This is a genomic window from Xenorhabdus japonica, assembly GCF_900115195.1.
Lineage (GTDB): Bacteria > Pseudomonadota > Gammaproteobacteria > Enterobacterales > Enterobacteriaceae > Xenorhabdus > Xenorhabdus japonica.
On record NZ_FOVO01000001.1, the window covers coordinates 142,545 to 160,848 of the forward strand.

Below are 18,304 nucleotides of genomic sequence, written 5' to 3' on the forward strand. Positions count from 1 at the left end.
ATATAGTCAAGAAACTTCGGTAGAAGCACGTATTTATTCTCACGAGATTTCAAGTTGCCTTGAGGTGGTGTCATTAAAATGGTAAGCCATAGCTTTCTATGTGACGATTGAATGAACGTAGTCAACAAAAAGTAATTCGAAAGATGAAGGGGATATAAATACAGGCAGGATGATCCGCCCCTTATCAGGACGGATTTTTTGCTAAGAAATGAATGGTATTAGTTCGTGCAGCTAACGTAATCGAAGGTATTATCTGAGATGACATGTGGATTGTAGCGATCGATGGTTATCGAATAATATCCGGATACTGGTCTTTTATCTTTTTGTCCCTGTTCTCCATTTGGGTCTGTTCCCGGCGTTGAAGAACGATAGGCGCGACCGTCTGGCCAGCCAAACATATCTTGTATTTTACCCGCATAGACTTGACTCAGGTTGATCAACTCATCTTTTGTCGGTAGTTTTGCGTGCATTATGCTCTGACAATATGATAATGCCCCTTTATTGTTACGGCGATGCCATAATTCACCATGCTCAAAATGTGTGGCCTTTCCTACCCTATAGCCTTTTTCTGCTTCTACTTGTAATAGCGGTCGTCTAAAAGTGACTCCATTTAGAGTTATAGTTTCAGCCATATGCCCCCAAAAGTTTGCATCTGGCACGTCTGGGCTGGTAATCACAGTGAAAATAACATCTTCTGATTCAGGCGCCGCGCTGCCATCTGCTTTGGCAGACAGTATTGTTTTCACCCCAAGTCCGTTCGGATCGGTCAAGGCGACGGGCAGAATACCTTGGTTATCACTGAAATCCTGATACATGCCTAATTTACCATTGAGCAATATCGAAATCTTCTGAGACTGATTCTGGCGGCTTAGCGCTTTGATGGCTTTAAGATTTACAGCTACATTTCGGACGAATTTCCCATGATTCAGCGTTTTGATTTTCAGGGTGATTGGTTCACCTTTTTTAACTTTATTGGAACTCATCGTAATCGTGATTTTGTCGGCGAGTCCTCTGACTGTGCCACCTCTGCCACCATCAAGTGTATGATTGCCTTGCTCACTTCCCATGCTGCTATCAACGATTTGGGTATTCCCAATGAGGCCAAGCCCGTTTTGTGCCTGCACAGCAAGTGCTTTCACTGTACCTGCATCTGATTGTGTCAGTGTATAGTCAGGGATCTTGCCGGAATCAGTAATCGTATTACCCTTGCTAATATCAATATTGCCTTTGTTACCCCACACATAACGGGATTTATCCGCTGTATCGCCGTGATTAGCGTAAAAAATATAGGTTGCTCTCAGTTTTTGCCCCATAACTAACTTACCGGTTATGGTCAAATTTTTGACAATTGGTGCATCGGGATGCACGAATGTGATTTCTACGGGATTGATAGTTATTCCATACACTTCCGGCGTAACTTTCAGGATCCCCGTCTTTTTACCGGCAGTAAGCAGAGATTGATAAACACCCGGTTGCGTTTCTTTCATTGTTGCGATCTTTGGATCGCTGCCTTCCCCACTTAATACATTGGTGAGCAATTTGATATCTGAAGCAATACCGCTGACGGGATGGTTATCTTTGTTTTTTAAAGTTAGCGTCAGGATTGTGGTGGAATGACCATCAGCCAGCAGTTCTGTATCTTTTGTGGTAAAGGTTGATTTGCCATTATTGATTCTCTCTGGGAGGACTTGTACCTGAGTTTCTACTCGTTTGGAGGCATTACCACGCTTATCATAAGCAATGGCTCCTACTGTATAGATATTATTGCCTTGAGATTGGTATTTTGGCAGGGTCAGCAGATAGCTAAGGTCACCCTTGCGTTTGATCTGCCCGCCATTGGCACGCAGCCTTGTGGCATCCCATTGGATATAGTTAAACCCATACTTGCTGTTGACACTGATACGGAGAGGCTTGATCTCACCCGCATGACCGATAACCTGATTATCCATCGCCAGAGAGATCACTTCACGTTTGCGGTATTCAAGAACGATTTGATTATTGCGATCAACCAAATCATAGCGACTGCCTTGCAGGGTACGTTTAGACGCTACTGTATCCGGATCAATTTGTTTTGACCACGGTGTGCCTATTGCATAATTCAGCTCCATGTTGAACTGAGTATCCCCGCTACCGGACATATTTTGTTTACGGTCAATACCGAAAGTCAGTAATGGGATAGGAGTATAATTAATCCCGATAGTGAAGGCGGAAGGATCTTTTTTGCGATGGTCTTTATTTATTAGCCCAACTTCATCTCCGAAGTATTGTTCATACATCAACTTACCACCGAGTTGTGGTAAATAAGGCCAATAGCCTTGTATTTTCAGGTCGAATCCATTCGCGGGGCGCTCATCATAATTGGTCAGAAGGTGCGATTCTTTCCAATTACTTAAACGAAAATAGCCGTTCGTAGACAATTTAAGGTAATTGCGGGCATATTCTGCACCAAGGCCAAGTCGGCTATTATCACCAGTGATATCGTGGTCGAAGAAAGCGTTGTAACCCAGCATCCAATTGTCAAAAAACTGACGTTGTCCAAATCCGATATTGATGGTGTTACGTTTATCAATATGGCGCAGGCCGAATTGTGTAAAAGCCAGCTGATGAGGGGTATCATACAGTGGCAACAACATATCAAACTGACTGTTATTCAAATGACCATGACTATCCATATTAGCCTGCACACGAGCGGTGCCGTAGCGTCCCAACCAATTTTGGATTTGCTGACTGGCTTCTCCCATTGCCAGATTGTTTAATTGACTTACCGCATTATTTTTAATGTCGTCACTGCCCAGCAATTGGCCAATTCGAGAGGAAACTTCAGCCAGACGCCTAGAGTTTTCGTCTGTATTATCTGTAATCGAGGCCTTTTCTACAGTAATCGGAGCCTTATCTAATGAAGACTGTTGTAATGAATAATAATTAAAGGGAAGAAGTTTATTGTTTCGAGGTTTTGGGACATCAATCTCACTACCAACTCCGAGTGCGGTAAAAGACTTATTAAAAATACGTAGCTGGTTGATTTTTCTTAAGTCAGAGACGGTTAAGCCATAACGTTTGGCGACAGAATTGACTGTTTCCCCTGATTTCAGGACATAATGCTCTGTTGGTAAAGCCCATTTTTCATTTTGAAAAGTTGAGTGTATTTTGGCAGGAGCGATAGCGGGAGTGAATGTACCAGCAATGGGAAGCACAAGTTGAGTGATAATGTTCACCCAAGCTACACGTTTCAACAACTCTTGCTGATTCAGTAGCCACGGCTTATCGGATTTTTTGTTCATAGCTATAAACCTGTAACAATAAAAAAACATCAGGTGATAGCTAGCAGTAAACTTATCCATTTCAGGATATTACTTTCTATTTACTACTTGCCATGAGTCGTGTAATCAGGGAGAAAAACGCCAGATAGTGACGAAATAAAAGAATGACAACACGGTATTACCTGATTTGAGATATTAAAAAATAGTTAACAAATTCTAATTTATAGTTAACTTCTAGATTATTGATCTAGTATTTTGTGTTTATAAGGTTTTTTATTCCATCATAAAATTAATTATTAATCAATATAACTTTCGTTATCAATCATTATCAATAAAAGTCCCTATCACCTTATCGTGAATTTCTTCGGATTTTGAATAACTGATCGTTTTTCTATTCAGTCTTTTGACTCGAGTACGCTGGGTTAAATTCGTTCTCTCTATACGCTGAGTAAACGTCTTTCCAGTCAGGTGCTCTTCCTCGGGAAGGGTGTCATAAACAATATAATCATCCGTGCAGTAAAACCGAATATTAAAGGGCGATAAGAGAGCAAGTAGCTTGTCTAACGTTTTTCTACTGCGATCGCCAAAAGCATGAGCCACTACTCGTTTCAGGCAGGGTTCCCAAGCATACCAAAGCCAACGTTGATTTTTTTGTTCCCCACAAATGACCCTTGCTCACAGACAAGCTGAATGTTATTTCCATTAAGGGGCAGTATCGTTACGTTTCGGGGCGTGAGGTTTTTAACATTTTCATAACGGTGGCTGTGGCGACTTTCAGGACTCGAGCGGTGTCACGAATTCCCCCGTTATTCATTGCCATGTCGACAATCTGCTCTTTCATGCTGGGTTTGCAGGCTTGGTAGGTGTATTCCAACTGAAAAACCTTACAGTAGGACATGTTCTGATTTATGACAATAACGGCAATAGACGTCAACTTTGGCCATGCTTCCCCCTTAAAAAGCCGGAAGCATATTACAACAACTAACCATTTAATATATGACCCGTTACGTGTTGATGGTGGCGTCATTCAAAGTATTTTGTAATATGACAGGAACAAGTCGGGATGATGTTAATTTTACTGACTTGTTCGGTTATTTATCCCAAGGGGGAATTCTCCACTCTTTGGTAAGGAACTCAATAAAACTTTTGATACGCTGTGGAGCCAGCCGTTTCCCAGCCCTTACTATATTAATTGGAGAGGTCTCTTCTTGCCATTCCGGCAAGATCTGGATGAGTTTGTTGTACTTTTATTTCCAGAGGCGGAAAAAAGCAGGCAATTATGGTTAACGAGTTCTTCTGGATACTGAGGTTCACCATGTAGTTTAAGGTAATCAGGTGAGGCTACTAAAATTCGTTTGTTCTCTGTTAATCGTCTGGCAATTAAACGTGAATCAGTTAAATTTGCGACTCTAATAGCTAAATCCATCTCAGCCTTATAAAGATCAACAACTTTGTCCGTCAAATGTAAGATGAATCCTACTGATGGATATTTTTTTCTAAACTCTGCAATTGCTTCTATTACATAAGTCTGACCAAGCGGCACTGGCGCGGTAAGTCTAATCAAACCCGTAAGAGATTCATTTCCATCCTTGGCAATTTCAGCCGCTTCTTCCACCAGTGTTAATGCAGCTCTTACTTTTTCAGCGATTAATTTGCCTTCAAGTGTAATGCGTAATGAGCGTGTACTTCGTACAAAGAGAACGATTCCAAGGTTTTTTTCCAGGCGTGCAATTTGCTTACTGACAGTTGTAGGAGATAGACCCAAAGTCCGAGCAGCAGCAGTGAAACTGCCTGTGTCGATGATTCTGATAAATACACTTAAGTCTTCAAGGTTACGCAATACCATTGATTACACCCTATCATAAGTTTTTATCCATTATGGATATTTATTGCACTAAATGGAAGAATGATACTTATCACTCATTTTGAATTCAGATTGATGCATTTTTAGCGTATAAGGAGAGTTTTCAATGCCATTCGTGATATATATATTTTCGCTTTGTGCATTTGCGATAGGGTTTACAGAGTTCATTACTATTGGATTGATATCTGTGATGTCAGTAGATCTTGGTGTAGATGTAACCAGTATTGGGTTAACAGTAACAGCCTATGCATTAGGTGTTGTAATTGGGGCTCTCATCTTGACAGCACTGGCATCTAATTGGTCGAGAAAACGCTTACTTCTTACCGCAATGTTGGCATTTACTCTTGGAAATCTAATAGCAGCCGCATCAGCAAATTTGGTTATTCTTTTAGTGGCACGTTTATTATCTGGTCTGGCACATGGCGTTTTTTTTGCTGTGGCTTCAGGTGTTGCGACTCGACTGGTTCCATCTGAACGCGCTGGAACTGCCCTCGCTTGGGTATTCGGAGGTGTCACTATTGCCATGTCCTTAGGCGTTCCTATAGGAACTTGGCTGGGTAGTATACTAAATTGGCATATCATATTTTTAATTATCGCTGTTTGTGGGTTGGTTGGAATGATTGGGATTGGATTCAAAATGCCAAAAGATGCTGGAGAGCAGGCTATGAAGGTCTCTGCTAGCTGGCGCCATCTTATCATCCTTTTTGATCGACGTTTACTGGCAGGTGCAAGCGTTCCGATGTTTTCCTATACCGCTTCATTTGCCCTGTACACATTTATTACCCCTATATTATTGACGATTACAGGAGTGAGTGTTGAAGCCGCCAGTGGAGTATTGCTTGCTTACGGTATTGGAGCCGCTGTTGGTACGGTTTGGGGGGGGCGATTGACAGATCGACAAGGAATGGATCTTGCCTCACTTATCCTTCTTGTCGGTATTGCAGTTGTACTTGCAGCAATGAGTTTCAGTCTTACCAATTCTGTACTGATGATTGGTTTGACGGCTTTACTTGGATTGGCAACTTATGGGGCAATTCCACCGTTGCAGTCAAGGATACTCATGTTAGCGGAGCGGCACACACCATATACAATGGATATAGCTTCTGGCATGAATATCGCGGCTTTTAATGCTGGGGTAGTTCTGGGTTCTGTGATTGGTGGTACTACGGTACGAGGATGGGGGTTAGAAATACTGACGTGGGTAGGTGCAGGAATTGGTGTACTGGCTATTGTTGTCCTTGTATGGCAAATGGTTATTCCATCCATGCGTGAACAACGTTCAATCTCTAACCCACCATAATTATCCTGTCGATCACTGTATACAAGGGCGGCTTCAATTGAGGCGCAAAAAAAACGCCTACTTTATTAAATTATAAGATTTTCTGTTACCGGAAGAAGCTGACGCTTTGGAAGAAACGATAACTTCCAAAGCGTCAGCTTGTGTGGTTTAGCTGCTTTAGAAAACATGTCCGAAGGTTTCCATCACAATGACTATGGATATAAGCCCCGCAAAAATAGCTTTTGCCGATATTTGCCCTGTAGACGTTTTGTGATTAGGGATTTATTATCGATTCTTGATATATGATCGGGAAATACAGCAGGATTTTGGCAGAATACGCGTCACTTTGTACGAGAAGGAGTCTGAGCTGTGTTAGATAAAATTCACTCCCATTTAATAAATCAAGGGCTTGCATTACTGCGCTCTCCATTAAAAGCAACTTCTTTTGTCTTACAGTGTCAGGTGCTGGAACAGTTTCTTGGTTGGCAATTTCAAGAGATATTCAACAATTTCATCCTTATCGCTGCCCGTAAGGAAGATCCTGATGCATTGTTTTTTCAGCGTCATTTACAAGTTGAAGGAAATACCGAATTGGGACTACACGTGAAAAATCTAATGGATTCTATCGAACTGGAATCTATACCACTCATTTTTCGCTTTGGTTTATTGCGTCTGGCTGAATTTATCAAAGCGGGACAGAAAGAGGGCGTAGATCAGAACGATCGCGCGTTATCGTCATGTTAATCAGGGTCGAAATTCCTGTCGATGCTATGGGGATTGATCGTTTGCTGCGCCAATCTTTTGAAACATCGGTAGAAGCTGAGTTAATTCACCAGCTAAGAGAAGATGGTTTGTTGACACTAGGTATTGTTGCGACCGACGATGAAGGCCATGTGATTGGCTATGCCGGTTTTGCGCCTGTTGATATTAATGGTGAAGATCACCAATGGGTTGGTTTGGCACTATTAGCGGTGGCAGAACAACACCATTGTCATGGGCTTGGTGAAAAATTGATTTATGAAGGGCTGGATAGTCTGAATGAGTTTGGCTATGGAGCGGTTGTGGTGCTTGGGGATTCTGAATACTACCAACGTTTGGGCTTTAAACTTGCCAGTGAATATCAATTGTATTGCCAGTGGCCTGATTGCGAAGATTACTTCCTGATCCACACTTTGGCTGATATTTCACAGGGGGATTGTCATGGACTGGTTACTTATCCTGCCCATTTTGATAGCCTGTGGTCATTATCTGAGTGATTGCTTTTTTTGCTGAACTCTTTGATTGAGTGAAAAGCTTCTCAGATAAACCGATTTTTATTAAATAAGTCGTTATGCATAGAGGCTGGTCAATAACCAGCCTTTCTTTTTGCTGTTTACTCAGTTTTTTCACGCGATATTCCACTTTCAGTGCCATTCCCTTATCTCTGACCGAACTTTGATAAACCAACGTCAAGGGATCTTTTCCTCTCAGGAATTTTGCGCCTTTTCCAGCCGCATGTTGCGTAAATCGACGGGATATATTTGTGGTAATGCCAGTATATAGTAACCCGTCCCGTGTTCTGATCAGGTAGATATACCAGTTAGATACTTTAATATTCATTATTTTTTTAATAATTTCAACAATTTGGTTTCTATATGAAATTAATTTATGTTTCAGTTATAAACATAATTATCAGCGTGATTCTAAGTTAGTTTTTTGATGTTTTGTTAACATAACCTAATGAATTTGTTTGGATTATATGTCATTTATCAACGAGTAGCAGTATTTTTTATTCAAATAAATTGAAAGATTATAGCAGGAATTGCTAATTATCATATTCTGAACAAGCGTATAACATGCTCACAAATACGAGGTGTTCATCCTGTTTTTAAAATTAGCAGAGAAGCAAAATATGAAAAATGTAAAAAATATCGTCGCAGTTTTAGCATTATGTGCGGTTTCATTCGGTTCTTTTGCGGCTACTGAAGTTCAAGTTGCTAAGGGAGATAAAATTGGTGTCGTTTCAGTTAACGGTGCAGCTACACTAGATAGTCTGACCGCAGAGTTATCCAAAAAAGCTGAAAAAGCTGGCGCGACATATTTCCGCGTTATTTCTGCAACGGGTCAGAACCAACTCAGCGGAGTTGCCGAAATTTATAAATAATTTATAGTGTTTCTATACAAATCTCTTGGTTTATTTAGTCAAATACAGAACATGTAACTGGATAGAAATTCAGTCGTGTTCTGTTAGTATTTGAATAAAATAACGGTATGGAAATATATGAATTTAACTAAAGAAATTTTAATTATTCGTCAATATCTCGCCAAGCAACATGTATTCACGCTTTGTACTTTTTCAGCTCAAGATTTATGGTGCGCTAGCTGCTTTTATGTCTTTGATACTGATAGCATGGCATTCTGGTTTATGACTGAATCAGATACCCGCCACGGTCAGATGATGCAAAACAATCCTATCGTTGCAGGTACTGTTGCTGGTCAAACACGCAACATCGCGCAAATCAAAGGTGTTCAGTTTCGTGGTGAAGTTATTCCGTTGACAGGTGAAGCCGAAAGTATCGCCAGAACACGTTATTGCCGCCGTTTTCCTATCGCCCTCACAGCCAAATCCCCAATCTGGCAGCTCAATATAAATGAAATCAAAATGGTGAATAACACCCTCGGTTTTGGCAAAAAATTGCATTGGCAGCGTTAATGCCGCTGCCTGATCACTAAGGGAATTTTCTATCTTAAGTCATTCTCTATCTTAAATAATGAATGATCTGATTATGGCTGCCTCGCCAGATTAACGAAGGATCATACAGCGCTTGTTCAAACTTCCCATCCACCACAACATGGATATAACTGATCACCTCTTGTTGGACGTCACTTAATTCATTGAGGATATAGCCTGTCCATAGCCAGATATCCTTATCTGGACATTCTGCTCGTACGCGTTTAACCAGCTGCAACACGCGGGGAACATTATGAGGATGCAGAGGATCGCCGCCAGATAATGACAAACCCTGCCGTTTAATTCGGATATCTTTCAGGTCAGTGATGATCTGATCTTCAATTGCCTGCGTAAAAGGCTGGCCCGAATCGGCTCGCCACGTGCTTTGGTTGTAGCAGCCACGGCATTGATGCAAGCAACCTGATACGAACAGCGTACAACGGGTTCCTGGGCCATTCACCACATCAACCGGATAATATTGATGATAATTCATGGCATTAACCGACTTGTCCATTGCCGAGATGTTTCACGCGGCGTTTCACTTCTTCCTGCTTACCTGCGTTGAATGGGCGGGCATCCGGGCTGCCGAGGTAACCACAAACACGGCGAATAACTGAAACATGGGCTGAATCATGATTGCCACATTGGGGACAAGTGAACCCTTTACTGGTACAGGTAAACTCTCCGGTAAAACCGCATTGGTAGCACTCATCAATTGGGGTATTGGTGCCATAGTAAGGCACGCGTGAATAGCTGTAATCCCAGACATCTTCCAGCGCTTTCAAATTATGTTGCAGGTTGGGATATTCGCCATAGCAAATAAATCCGCCGTTTGCTAATGGTGGATAGGAGGCTTCAAAGTCCAGTTTATCGTAGGGATTGACTTTCTTCTCCACATCCAAATGGAAGCTGTTGGTATAATAGCCCTTATCGGTGACACCTTGGATTACTCCAAATTCAGCGGCATCCAAACGGCAGAAGCGGTCGCATAAATTTTCGCTTGGCGTACTGTACAAACTAAACCCATAGCCCGTTTTCAGTTTCCATTGATCGACGGCCTTACGTAAGTGTTTTACAATGGAAATGGCTTTTTGTTGGCGCTGTTTATCATCAAAGAGATGAATGTGATGACCATATAACGCGTTTATCGTTTCATGAAGGCCGATATAGCCCAACGAGATAGAAGCCCGGCCTTGCTTAAAAATATCGTCAATATTGTCATCGGCTTTCAGACGCACACCACAAGCACCTTCCATATAGAGGATCGGGGCAACGCGAGCCTTAGTATTTTCGAGGTGAGAAATTCGGGTCATCAGCGCTTTTTTTGCGAGCAACAAACGTTGATCCAAAAGTTGCCAAAAATCAGCTTCATTGCCTTTGGCTTCAAGCGCAATGCGGGGCAGATTCAGGCTGATAACACCCAAATTATTGCGCCCTTCGTGAATTTGCTGACCGTCTTCCTCATAAACGCCGAGAAAACTGCGGCAGCCCATTGGCGTTTTAAACGATCCTGTTACCTTGATCACTTGATCATAATTGAGAATATCGGGATACATGCGTTTGCTGGCGCACTCCAGTGCCAATAATTTAATGTCATAGTGAGGATCACCAAACCGATGGTTCAATCCATCGCGAATGGTAAAAACCAGTTTGGGGAAGACGGCAGTCTTGCGATTTTTCCCCAAACCAGCAATGCGATTGCGCAGAATTGAGATTTGAATCAGACGGGATTCTTTTGTTATTCCCAACCCGAAACCGAAAGTGACAAACGGCGTTTGTCCATTGGCGGTATGCAGCGTATTGACCTCATATTCCAGAGACTGGAAGGCGTCATAACACTCTTTTTCTGTGCGAGCTTCTGCGTAGGCTACCTGATCTGCAATATTCCACTCTTTGGCAATGGCCAGATGCTTGTCATAACTGGCTTTTACAAAAGGTGCGAGGACTTCATCAATGCGATTAATGGTCGTGCCACCATAAATATGGCTGGCAACTTGTGCGATGATCTGAGCGGTGACCGCAGTGGCGGTGGAAATGGATTTGGGCGGTTCAATTTCCGCATTACCCATTTTAAAGCCGTTGGTCAGCATACCCTGTAAATCGATCAGCATACAATTGAACATAGGAAAAAACGGGGCGTAATCCAGATCATGATAGTGAATTTCGCCTTTGTCATGTGCCTGTACTACATCATGCGGCAGCATATGCTGCTTGGCATATTGTCGAGCGACAATCCCCGCCAATAAATCACGCTGGGTTGGGATGACCTTACTGTCTTTATTTGCGTTTTCATTGAGCAGAGATAAATTGTTTTGCTCGATTAGGCCACGAATTTCTTGATCCAATCGATCATGCCATTCATGGGAAACCTGTTCACAGGTATTGCCTTTACTAACATCAAATTGGTGGTCATCCTGCTGTGTCACAACCCTTTTCACGATATGGCTCCTCAATATGTTATCCACAGGCGAAAATGGCAGGAATGCTCGTTTTTGTTTGAATGTGGATAATCTTGTGTATAAATACTAGTGCCAACCACTATATGTAGTTATTTGTTTTTATTTAAACACAATATATAGATCATTTAAGCTAATATACAACCTAAAAACTTGATCTGAGACAAAGAAAGAGAAGGTTATCAAGAAAGGAAAAGAGGGGTACAAGACGGGGCTAACAACCCTGATACCGGAGTTATCAGGGCTGAGAGAACGACAAATTAGCTACGAACGGCGATCGCTTCGATTTCGATTTTCACATCTTTTGGCAGACGGGCAACTTCAACACATGAACGAGCAGGGAACGGAGCATTGTGTTCAGCGAAGAACGCTTCGTAAGTTGCGTTCATGGCAGCAAAGTCATTCAGATCTTTGACAAATACCGTAGTTTTTACGATATCAGCCACTTTCAAGCCAGATTGTTCGATGATAGCTTTAACGTTTTCCAAAGATTGACGGGCTTGGGCAGTCACCTCTTCAGGGATGGCACCGGTTTTTGGATCAACAGGGATCTGACCGGAAGTGATAACTATGCTGCCCAGATCAACACCCTGAACATAAGGACCGATTGCTGCTGGTGCATTTTCGGTATGGATAGAACGTGACATTAGAAACTCCTGTTTGACGTCTAAATGGAAAAATTTCCTGGATCGCCATTATAGTGATCCTCTGTCCCGTATCAATTGATACAAGACATTCTTATAAATTGTTTGAACTTGTAGATTGCTTGAACTGGGAATTAATCGTTATCAATGACGGCCTGACGATCAAACTCTTTCTCACAGTACTTACAGCGCAACACTACATCATCTTTCTCATCTTTCTCTGACGTAATATGGAAGCTGCTGTTGACGGGTTCATTATGGCTGATGCAATTACTGTTCGGGCAAACAAGGATACTGTCGATCTGGTCTGGCAGATTGATAGGCATCTTTTTGACTACAATATAATTTTCAATGTTATTGATTGTAGCGTGTGGTGCATACATAGCGAGTTGGTTTGCTTGTTGCTCTGTCAGAAAGGTGTTTTCAATTTTGATCAGATCTTTTTTACCCAGATGATTGGAAGGCAGATTCAGGCCAATGGTAACGCGCTGGTCTGTTTCGGTAAGTTTGAACAGTGACAATAGCTTAAAGCCGACATGAGCTGGAATGTGATCGATAACTGTGCCACATTTGATAGCTTCTACTTGTAATTGATGGTCTTGTGTCATGTTGTGTCATGAATACCGTTTCGGTATTCCTCCTCCAGATATTAGGGGGTCAATGAAATCGGTTTATTTTGTCACAGACGATTTGGCATTTCACCTGATTAACTTTTTAATTTTAAAGATGATTTAATTTAAAAGGCGATTTAATTCAATGATAGAAAATAAATAAAATTTGATGATTTTCACTTGCGTTGCTAACCTGTAAATATATTGTTATTTAAATAATTGCATTCCAATATTACAGCGCAAGGTCGAACATGTTGCTCTCTATTTCTTCTGAAAATATAGATCTGAAAAAAAATTCTGCGGAAAAAATACCAATAACAAAAGATTTTGATTGGGAAATAATTAATGACATCCCTATTTATGAAGGTGGTGAATCTTTAGAGAAAATTACTGATTCAGATAAATTAAAGCAAACGCCTGTTTATTATATTGCGGGAATAAAAGGTACTATTGAATATTGCATGGTGAGAAAAAGCGTGGCTGAAAAATTAGTGATGGCATCACAATTACTTCCTCCCCATTTAGGAATTTTGATATTGGATGGTTGGCGTTCACGGGAAACTCAGCAGGCATTGCAAGATAAAACCCAGGCAAAAATAGCAGCTCAATATACTGAATTATCCGCTGAAGAACAGCAGAAACTATTACGGCAATTTGTCGCTCCAGCACCTGTAGGGAAAAATCAAATCAGCCCACATCTGACGGGAGGATCGGTGGATGTTACTCTTTTCGACATGAAATCTGGTCATGTATTGTTTTTGGGGACAGAGTTTGATGAAGTGAGTGAACTTTCCTACACCGTAGCATTAGAAAAAGAGCCAGAAAAAAATATGCCAGCCACGTTATATCGTCGATTACTGTATCAAGCCATGATGCAAGTGGGGTTCACCAATTTACCAACTGAATGGTGGCATTTTGATTACGGTAACTCCACGTGGGCATTTTATAAAGACCGGACTGCCATTTATGGTGCAATAGATGAAATTCCACACTTTCAATAAGTAAATACTTTAATGAGTCAGTGAATAAATATCTTATTTTTCATTTGAAAATATCAGGATAAATAATGAAAATCACATTGATTGCAGAAGATAATTCATTAATGCTCTGGGCTTTTATTATGATTGCTGTTGCTGCTGCCATAATGTCTGAGCAGCATTTCAAATGGGCATCTAAAATACCGGGAGCTGTGATTGCATTGATAATTGCGGTCTTTGCTTCCAATTTACATATTATTCCTACCGAAGCATCGGCTTACGATGCTGTTTGGGAGTTCATTCTGCCATTGGCGATCCCTCTATTATTATTCAAAACTAATTTACACAGCATTTTTAAAGAGAGTGGGCGGTTACTGGTAATTTTCCTGATTTCTTCCATTGCTACCATGATTGGCGCGATCGTTTCTTTCTGGCTTTTCAAGGCTTACATACCTGAATTAGATAAGATCAGTGGCATGATATCCGCCTCTTACACAGGAGGAGGTGTTAACTTTGCGGCAATGGCTGCCAAGCTGGAAACTTCCCAAAGCATGGTAGCATCGACCATCGTTGCTGATCATTTTATGATGGCAGCTTATTTTATTATCCTGATGGTCTTATCCGGCTGGGGAGTGGCGAGAAAATTCTGGGGCAGCCCCCATACCGACATGGTTGAAAATGCATCTGATTTGGATAAATCGCAGCCGTTGGCAGCAGCTTATTGGAAACCAAAAAATATCGCCCTGAAAGACATTGCCTTATCGCTGGCATGGTCGATTTTTATTGTCGCATTGTTATTTCATCTTTCATCATGGTTAAAAAGCCTGCTTGGGCAACCAAACAACATTTATCAAGAGCTGGTTTTCAGCCTGATTTCCGACAAATATTTGCTGCTTACTACTGTCACTTTTATTATCGTCTCGATATTTAGAAGGGCATTTAGCAAACTGAACGGTACTCAGGAATTGGGGACTTATGCCATCTATATGTTCTTTGTGGTGATTGGCATACCTGCTTCCATTCAAGCCATCATCAATCATGCGCCACTACTATTCGCTTTCGTCTTTGTGGTTGCGATGATCAACTTAATCCTGACTTTTGCTGTAGGCAAAGTGTTTAAATTCAGCCTTGAAGAAAGCATTCTGGCGTGTAATGCCAATATCGGCGGGCCAACTACCGCGGCTGCAATGGCAATCAGCCGTGGTTGGATCAATTTGGTCGGACCGATAATGGTGATTGGCACAGTCGGTTATGTGATTGGTAACTATGTGGGGACGTTTGTTTATTTTGTTGTAGGATGAAATAGCGGGATGAAATAGAGGAATGAACAAGCGCAGCTAACAGCACTGCAACTTGAAAAATAGTGGGAATCAACATTAATAAATACACGATGTTATAGAAACATCAGATGAAAAATCTATGATGTTGAAACCAAAGCCTTTTGATATCTTGACGGTATCTATACCCGGTAGCCATTGGAATACAACAGCGGGAGCAACACATGTCGTCATCGTATTATGATGCCAAACACGTGAAGTATGCGCATGCCCGCTGCCGATGAACTGAACCTTATATTTCTCACAAAGAGCCAATAATTCTTCGCCATTATTTAACATGCAGCAATCTACAATTGGTGTACCTACGGGAATAGCATGGTGATGCATGAATATGGCGATATTAACATTGCTATTTTTAATAATTTTTCTTTCTAATTCAGCTAAGTTAGCGTCGGATATCAAACCAAAATCTTCACCTTCAACAACAGTATCGACTGAAATAAAATGCCAGGATTTATTTTTATACTCGCGGGAATTGAGAATATACTTATTTTGCTCTTCTGAGAGAGCGGTATCAAATTTATTCTTGAGATCATGATTACCCAGTATAGATATATAAGGTGTTTTTAGTGATTCCATTTTTTTCAAAAAATATCTGTAGGCTTCAATATCACCATCATTTGCAATGTCGCCGGATACGATAATTAACTCTATTTCAGTGAGCGTTTTTATTCTGCATATTTCATCACAAACAAAATCAAAATTTTCATAAGGATTTACATTAAACATTTTTTGATCGCGGTTTTGGGTCAAATGTATGTCTGTTAAGTGAATAACTTTCATTTTTTATTACCTCTGAAAAGAAATGGATTGTATGATATATTCCAATCGTAAATATCAGTTGATTCTAATTTTTTTATTTTATCGGCTAAGAAGATGCCTATCGGTAGAAGAATGATGGACATGATAACTTTATAAGACCATGTTGTTACAATTATTGTCACTAATTCATTAAAACTATATTTTGAAGAGAGGCTTATGGGGTATGCTGATAGTAGAAGAGCTGCTTGCGTAATCATTGACGCAATGATATATCGGATGAAAAAAAATCGACCAAGGAAAACTTTTTTTAAAGAAGATATGACGAATCCGTTTATAAAATAAGAAATAGGTACAGAAGTCCATGTTCCCACCATTACTCGCCAAAATTCCCCAAACAGTGCGTTAAAATTCATTGATATTTGATTGTTTTCTGGTTGTGCATGTGATGCGGCAAAGATAATCATGACAAAAATTGATTGGCATAGAACTATTATCCAGACAGTATTAACGCCTTGCCGATATCCATAAACTTCTGTCTGAATTGTAGATATTAGGAAATAAAAAGAGAATAAGATCCCGCTGAATGTAATTTTAAAACCACTAAAGTCTAAAGTTTTATAGACGAGAACATCACAAGTTACCATTATTGTGACAGATAGAGCAACAAATAGGGAATCATATTTGAATTTTGTTTTATTGGGATAAGAGTGTGTCACTTTATTACCTTTAGTTTCGCAGATTTAGATGATTTTATTTTTTCTGTTCTTGAAATTTCATCAGAAATTTTTCTTCCGTCTTTTAATCCAGACATATAGGCTATTTTTATAAGGTTTGTTGGATCTAATTTATCGACTATATTTTGATCTATTAGTAATTCCTTTCCACTTATTTCTCTGCGAGAATAAGCATTCTGTATTGTGAATGAAAGATCTCTTCTCTCTTCTATTATTTCGAATTTCTGTTTCTCTCTCATATCATACTCTTCAAACCGAGTTATGAATATAATATCAATAGGGTTTATATTATATAATAAATCACTATCAAAAATATCTTCTGCGGTGGCTTTTATACATGTATGAGTGCCTAGTTCTTTCAATATATAAAATCCATTCTCTTTTATTGGCTCGAATTTTTGTAAACTATATATATAACGAGGTTTAAATGTTCTTTTGAAAAAATCAATTATTTTACTCATGATGAACATCCTATTTTAATTTTTTAATTGATTTAATCACAATCCCAATTATTGTGTAATTATGAGTTAATATAGTTTTAGGTTCGATTTCAATCCCTAATATAGAAAAATAAATTCCACTTTCACCTACAAAAATTTGTCTAAAGCAAATCGGAGCATCTTTAATTTTGACAAGGACGACATCACTATCACAAAATCTTTCGGTTTTGGAGACAATGGCAATTGTGTTGCTGTCGAAGTACGGAGATAATAAATTATTTGAAAATTCTACTGCGAAAAGAGAGTGTTCATGGTGACTATTGGTACTTATTCTGTATAAATTTGTATTAACTATTTTTCCGGTTATATAGCTATCTAGGTCACCATAACGAATTAGAGGTATTGTTGAAATAATTTCTTCATTTTCATTTGACTTATACAATTTGTTGTCGGTAATTTCACCAAGGTTTACACCAAATACATCCGCAATGGATGAAATAGTTGCGATAGTGGGGTTTCCGACACCACGTCTGAGGCTGTTAATAGTCGCGATTCCCAGACCTGTCAATCTGCTCAGGGTTTGCGGGTCTATATTGTTTTTTTTCATTAAAAAATCAATATTTTGTGCTATGTTGGATAACAGAGCATCAGCTTCGGTTGATTTTTTATTGTTCGATTCTTGCATTATATCATCTCTTTGATAATATATTATCGTGCGTTGATATTCATAATCTAATCTTATCTATTAGGATTTAGTAATACAAGTGCTCAGCATCAGGGAAATTTAGCGTTTTTGTTGGACATACTAAGGAAGGGATATGAAAGAAAGGAATCATATCTGTATGGTGAGAAGAGTGAATTTTGTGTCAAGAAATAGCGTTTTTGCTCGTTATGTTCAACATTTACTAGCTGAACATAACGAGTAATTGATGTTAACATGAATAATTAATAGGGTGTATTGTAATGGTTTCGCATGGATATAATCACATTAATTTTTGTTAAATTACTTGATTAATGTTTATGTCAATATTTGGTTGTGTTTATTTAATGAATGTAACCTAATGATATAATTTAATATGTATATTTTAAATTGTTATCAAATTATATTTTGAATAGGAAATTTGAAAAAATACTTATTTCTATAGATCTTTCATGTTTATTAAGTGCAATTATTTATCTACTGGAATTTGTCAGGATGATATTTATATAGGCTCATATATGAACCGCCTG

17 protein-coding genes and 2 pseudogenes are annotated in these 18,304 nt (G+C 39.8%); 7 read left to right on the forward strand and 12 right to left on the reverse strand.

Annotation, left to right across the window (positions count from 1 at the left end; all coding sequences use genetic code 11):
• Positions 1-218: 218 nt before the first annotated feature.
• The 3 genes and pseudogenes from BM135_RS00660 to BM135_RS00670 form a co-directional block, all read right to left on the reverse strand.
• Positions 219-3,281: an inverse autotransporter beta domain-containing protein gene (locus tag BM135_RS00660; protein ID WP_092516871.1), complete on the reverse strand. Its 3,063-nt coding sequence runs from the start codon at positions 3,279-3,281 to the stop codon at positions 219-221.
• A gap of 297 nt (positions 3,282-3,578) precedes the next feature.
• Positions 3,579-4,204: pseudogene (locus tag BM135_RS00665) on the reverse strand (IS1 family transposase).
• Between the two features lie 239 nt (positions 4,205-4,443).
• Positions 4,444-5,106, reverse strand: coding sequence for a LysR family transcriptional regulator (locus tag BM135_RS00670; protein WP_245737244.1), 663 nt, complete (start codon positions 5,104-5,106; stop codon positions 4,444-4,446).
• A gap of 124 nt (positions 5,107-5,230) precedes the next feature.
• Here BM135_RS00670 and BM135_RS00675 point away from each other — a divergent pair, with 124 nt between their 5' ends.
• From BM135_RS00675 to BM135_RS00685, 3 genes are all read left to right on the forward strand, one after another.
• Positions 5,231-6,424 (forward strand): MFS transporter, encoded by a 1,194-nt coding sequence (locus BM135_RS00675; protein WP_092516876.1) that lies wholly within the window; start codon positions 5,231-5,233, stop codon positions 6,422-6,424.
• Between the two features lie 348 nt (positions 6,425-6,772).
• On the forward strand, positions 6,773-7,147 hold the full coding sequence (gene ubiT, locus BM135_RS00680) for a ubiquinone anaerobic biosynthesis accessory factor UbiT (RefSeq protein WP_092516884.1): 375 nt from the start codon (positions 6,773-6,775) through the stop codon (positions 7,145-7,147).
• Complete coding sequence (locus tag BM135_RS00685) at positions 7,141-7,659, forward strand: GNAT family N-acetyltransferase (RefSeq protein ID WP_092516892.1); 519 nt, start codon at positions 7,141-7,143, stop codon at positions 7,657-7,659. The genes ubiT and BM135_RS00685 overlap by 7 nt, the downstream gene beginning before the upstream one ends.
• A gap of 58 nt (positions 7,660-7,717) precedes the next feature.
• Here BM135_RS00685 and BM135_RS00690 read toward each other — a convergent pair.
• A pseudogene (locus BM135_RS00690) lies at positions 7,718-8,002 on the reverse strand (GIY-YIG nuclease family protein); the annotation flags it as partial.
• Between the two features lie 292 nt (positions 8,003-8,294).
• Here BM135_RS00690 and bhsA point away from each other — a divergent pair.
• Together bhsA and BM135_RS00700 are read left to right on the forward strand one after the other, a co-directional pair.
• Positions 8,295-8,546, forward strand: a complete 252-nt coding sequence (gene bhsA, locus BM135_RS00695) for a multiple stress resistance protein BhsA (protein ID WP_092516899.1) — start codon at positions 8,295-8,297, stop codon at positions 8,544-8,546.
• A 117-nt stretch (positions 8,547-8,663) separates the two neighbouring features.
• Complete coding sequence (locus BM135_RS00700; protein ID WP_092516901.1) at positions 8,664-9,095, forward strand: YhbP family protein; 432 nt, start codon at positions 8,664-8,666, stop codon at positions 9,093-9,095.
• Positions 9,096-9,141: 46 nt separating this feature from the next.
• Here BM135_RS00700 and nrdG read toward each other — a convergent pair whose 3' ends face one another.
• The 4 genes from nrdG to pyrI all read right to left on the reverse strand — a co-directional run bounded on the left by nrdG (position 9,142) and on the right by pyrI (position 12,821).
• Complete coding sequence (gene nrdG / locus BM135_RS00705) at positions 9,142-9,606, reverse strand: anaerobic ribonucleoside-triphosphate reductase-activating protein (RefSeq protein WP_092516998.1); 465 nt, start codon at positions 9,604-9,606, stop codon at positions 9,142-9,144.
• Positions 9,607-9,610: 4 nt separating this feature from the next.
• Entirely contained in the window at positions 9,611-11,539 is a 1,929-nt protein-coding gene (nrdD, locus tag BM135_RS00710; protein ID WP_422646159.1) for an anaerobic ribonucleoside-triphosphate reductase, read from the reverse strand.
• A gap of 290 nt (positions 11,540-11,829) precedes the next feature.
• Positions 11,830-12,216 carry a 2-iminobutanoate/2-iminopropanoate deaminase gene (gene ridA, locus BM135_RS00715; RefSeq protein WP_092516903.1) on the reverse strand — a complete coding sequence of 129 codons (387 nt, stop codon included), beginning with the start codon at positions 12,214-12,216 and terminating at the stop codon, positions 11,830-11,832.
• Between the two features lie 131 nt (positions 12,217-12,347).
• Positions 12,348-12,821, reverse strand: a complete 474-nt coding sequence (gene pyrI / locus BM135_RS00720) for an aspartate carbamoyltransferase regulatory subunit (protein WP_092516905.1) — start codon at positions 12,819-12,821, stop codon at positions 12,348-12,350.
• 254 nt (positions 12,822-13,075) lie between these two features.
• On the opposite strand from pyrI, the gene BM135_RS00725 reads away from it, so the two are divergent.
• Both BM135_RS00725 and BM135_RS00730 read left to right on the forward strand, forming a co-directional pair.
• Complete coding sequence (locus BM135_RS00725) at positions 13,076-13,825, forward strand: M15 family metallopeptidase (RefSeq protein WP_092516907.1); 750 nt, start codon at positions 13,076-13,078, stop codon at positions 13,823-13,825.
• 65 nt (positions 13,826-13,890) lie between these two features.
• Positions 13,891-15,102, forward strand: coding sequence for a DUF819 family protein (locus tag BM135_RS00730; RefSeq protein WP_092516909.1), 1,212 nt, complete (start codon positions 13,891-13,893; stop codon positions 15,100-15,102).
• 75 nt (positions 15,103-15,177) lie between these two features.
• Here BM135_RS00730 and BM135_RS00735 read toward each other — a convergent pair whose 3' ends face one another.
• From BM135_RS00735 to BM135_RS00750, 4 genes are read right to left on the reverse strand one after another with little or no spacing between them, the layout of a single operon-like run.
• Positions 15,178-15,921, reverse strand: coding sequence for a metallophosphoesterase family protein (locus BM135_RS00735; RefSeq protein WP_092516911.1), 744 nt, complete (start codon positions 15,919-15,921; stop codon positions 15,178-15,180).
• Positions 15,918-16,616, reverse strand: coding sequence for a VUT family protein (locus BM135_RS00740; RefSeq protein ID WP_092516913.1), 699 nt, complete (start codon positions 16,614-16,616; stop codon positions 15,918-15,920). Before BM135_RS00740 ends, BM135_RS00735 begins: the two co-directional genes overlap by 4 nt.
• Positions 16,613-17,095, reverse strand: coding sequence for a hypothetical protein (locus tag BM135_RS00745; protein ID WP_092516914.1), 483 nt, complete (start codon positions 17,093-17,095; stop codon positions 16,613-16,615). Before BM135_RS00745 ends, BM135_RS00740 begins: the two co-directional genes overlap by 4 nt.
• Positions 17,096-17,105: 10 nt before the next feature.
• Positions 17,106-17,759, reverse strand: coding sequence for a helix-turn-helix domain-containing protein (locus tag BM135_RS00750; RefSeq protein WP_092516916.1), 654 nt, complete (start codon positions 17,757-17,759; stop codon positions 17,106-17,108).
• Positions 17,760-18,304 lie beyond the last annotated feature (545 nt).

Excerpts from the sequence above, each read along its gene's own strand:
- BM135_RS00660 (WP_092516871.1), bottom strand. The coding sequence starts at position 3,281 with ATGAACAAAAAATCCGATAAGCCGTGGCTACTGAATCAGCAAGAGTTG.
- BM135_RS00670 (WP_245737244.1), bottom strand. The coding sequence starts at position 5,106 with ATGGTATTGCGTAACCTTGAAGACTTAAGTGTATTTATCAGAATCATC.
- BM135_RS00675 (WP_092516876.1), top strand. The coding sequence starts at position 5,231 with ATGCCATTCGTGATATATATATTTTCGCTTTGTGCATTTGCGATAGGG.
- BM135_RS00685 (WP_092516892.1), top strand. The coding sequence starts at position 7,141 with ATGTTAATCAGGGTCGAAATTCCTGTCGATGCTATGGGGATTGATCGT.
- bhsA (WP_092516899.1), top strand. The coding sequence starts at position 8,295 with ATGAAAAATGTAAAAAATATCGTCGCAGTTTTAGCATTATGTGCGGTT.
- BM135_RS00700 (WP_092516901.1), top strand. The coding sequence starts at position 8,664 with ATGAATTTAACTAAAGAAATTTTAATTATTCGTCAATATCTCGCCAAG.
- nrdG (WP_092516998.1), bottom strand. The coding sequence starts at position 9,606 with ATGAATTATCATCAATATTATCCGGTTGATGTGGTGAATGGCCCAGGA.
- ridA (WP_092516903.1), bottom strand. The coding sequence starts at position 12,216 with ATGTCACGTTCTATCCATACCGAAAATGCACCAGCAGCAATCGGTCCT.
- pyrI (WP_092516905.1), bottom strand. The coding sequence starts at position 12,821 with ATGACACAAGACCATCAATTACAAGTAGAAGCTATCAAATGTGGCACA.
- BM135_RS00725 (WP_092516907.1), top strand. The coding sequence starts at position 13,076 with ATGTTGCTCTCTATTTCTTCTGAAAATATAGATCTGAAAAAAAATTCT.
- BM135_RS00730 (WP_092516909.1), top strand. The coding sequence starts at position 13,891 with ATGAAAATCACATTGATTGCAGAAGATAATTCATTAATGCTCTGGGCT.
- BM135_RS00735 (WP_092516911.1), bottom strand. The coding sequence starts at position 15,921 with ATGAAAGTTATTCACTTAACAGACATACATTTGACCCAAAACCGCGAT.
- BM135_RS00745 (WP_092516914.1), bottom strand. The coding sequence starts at position 17,095 with ATGAGTAAAATAATTGATTTTTTCAAAAGAACATTTAAACCTCGTTAT.
- BM135_RS00750 (WP_092516916.1), bottom strand. The coding sequence starts at position 17,759 with ATGCAAGAATCGAACAATAAAAAATCAACCGAAGCTGATGCTCTGTTA.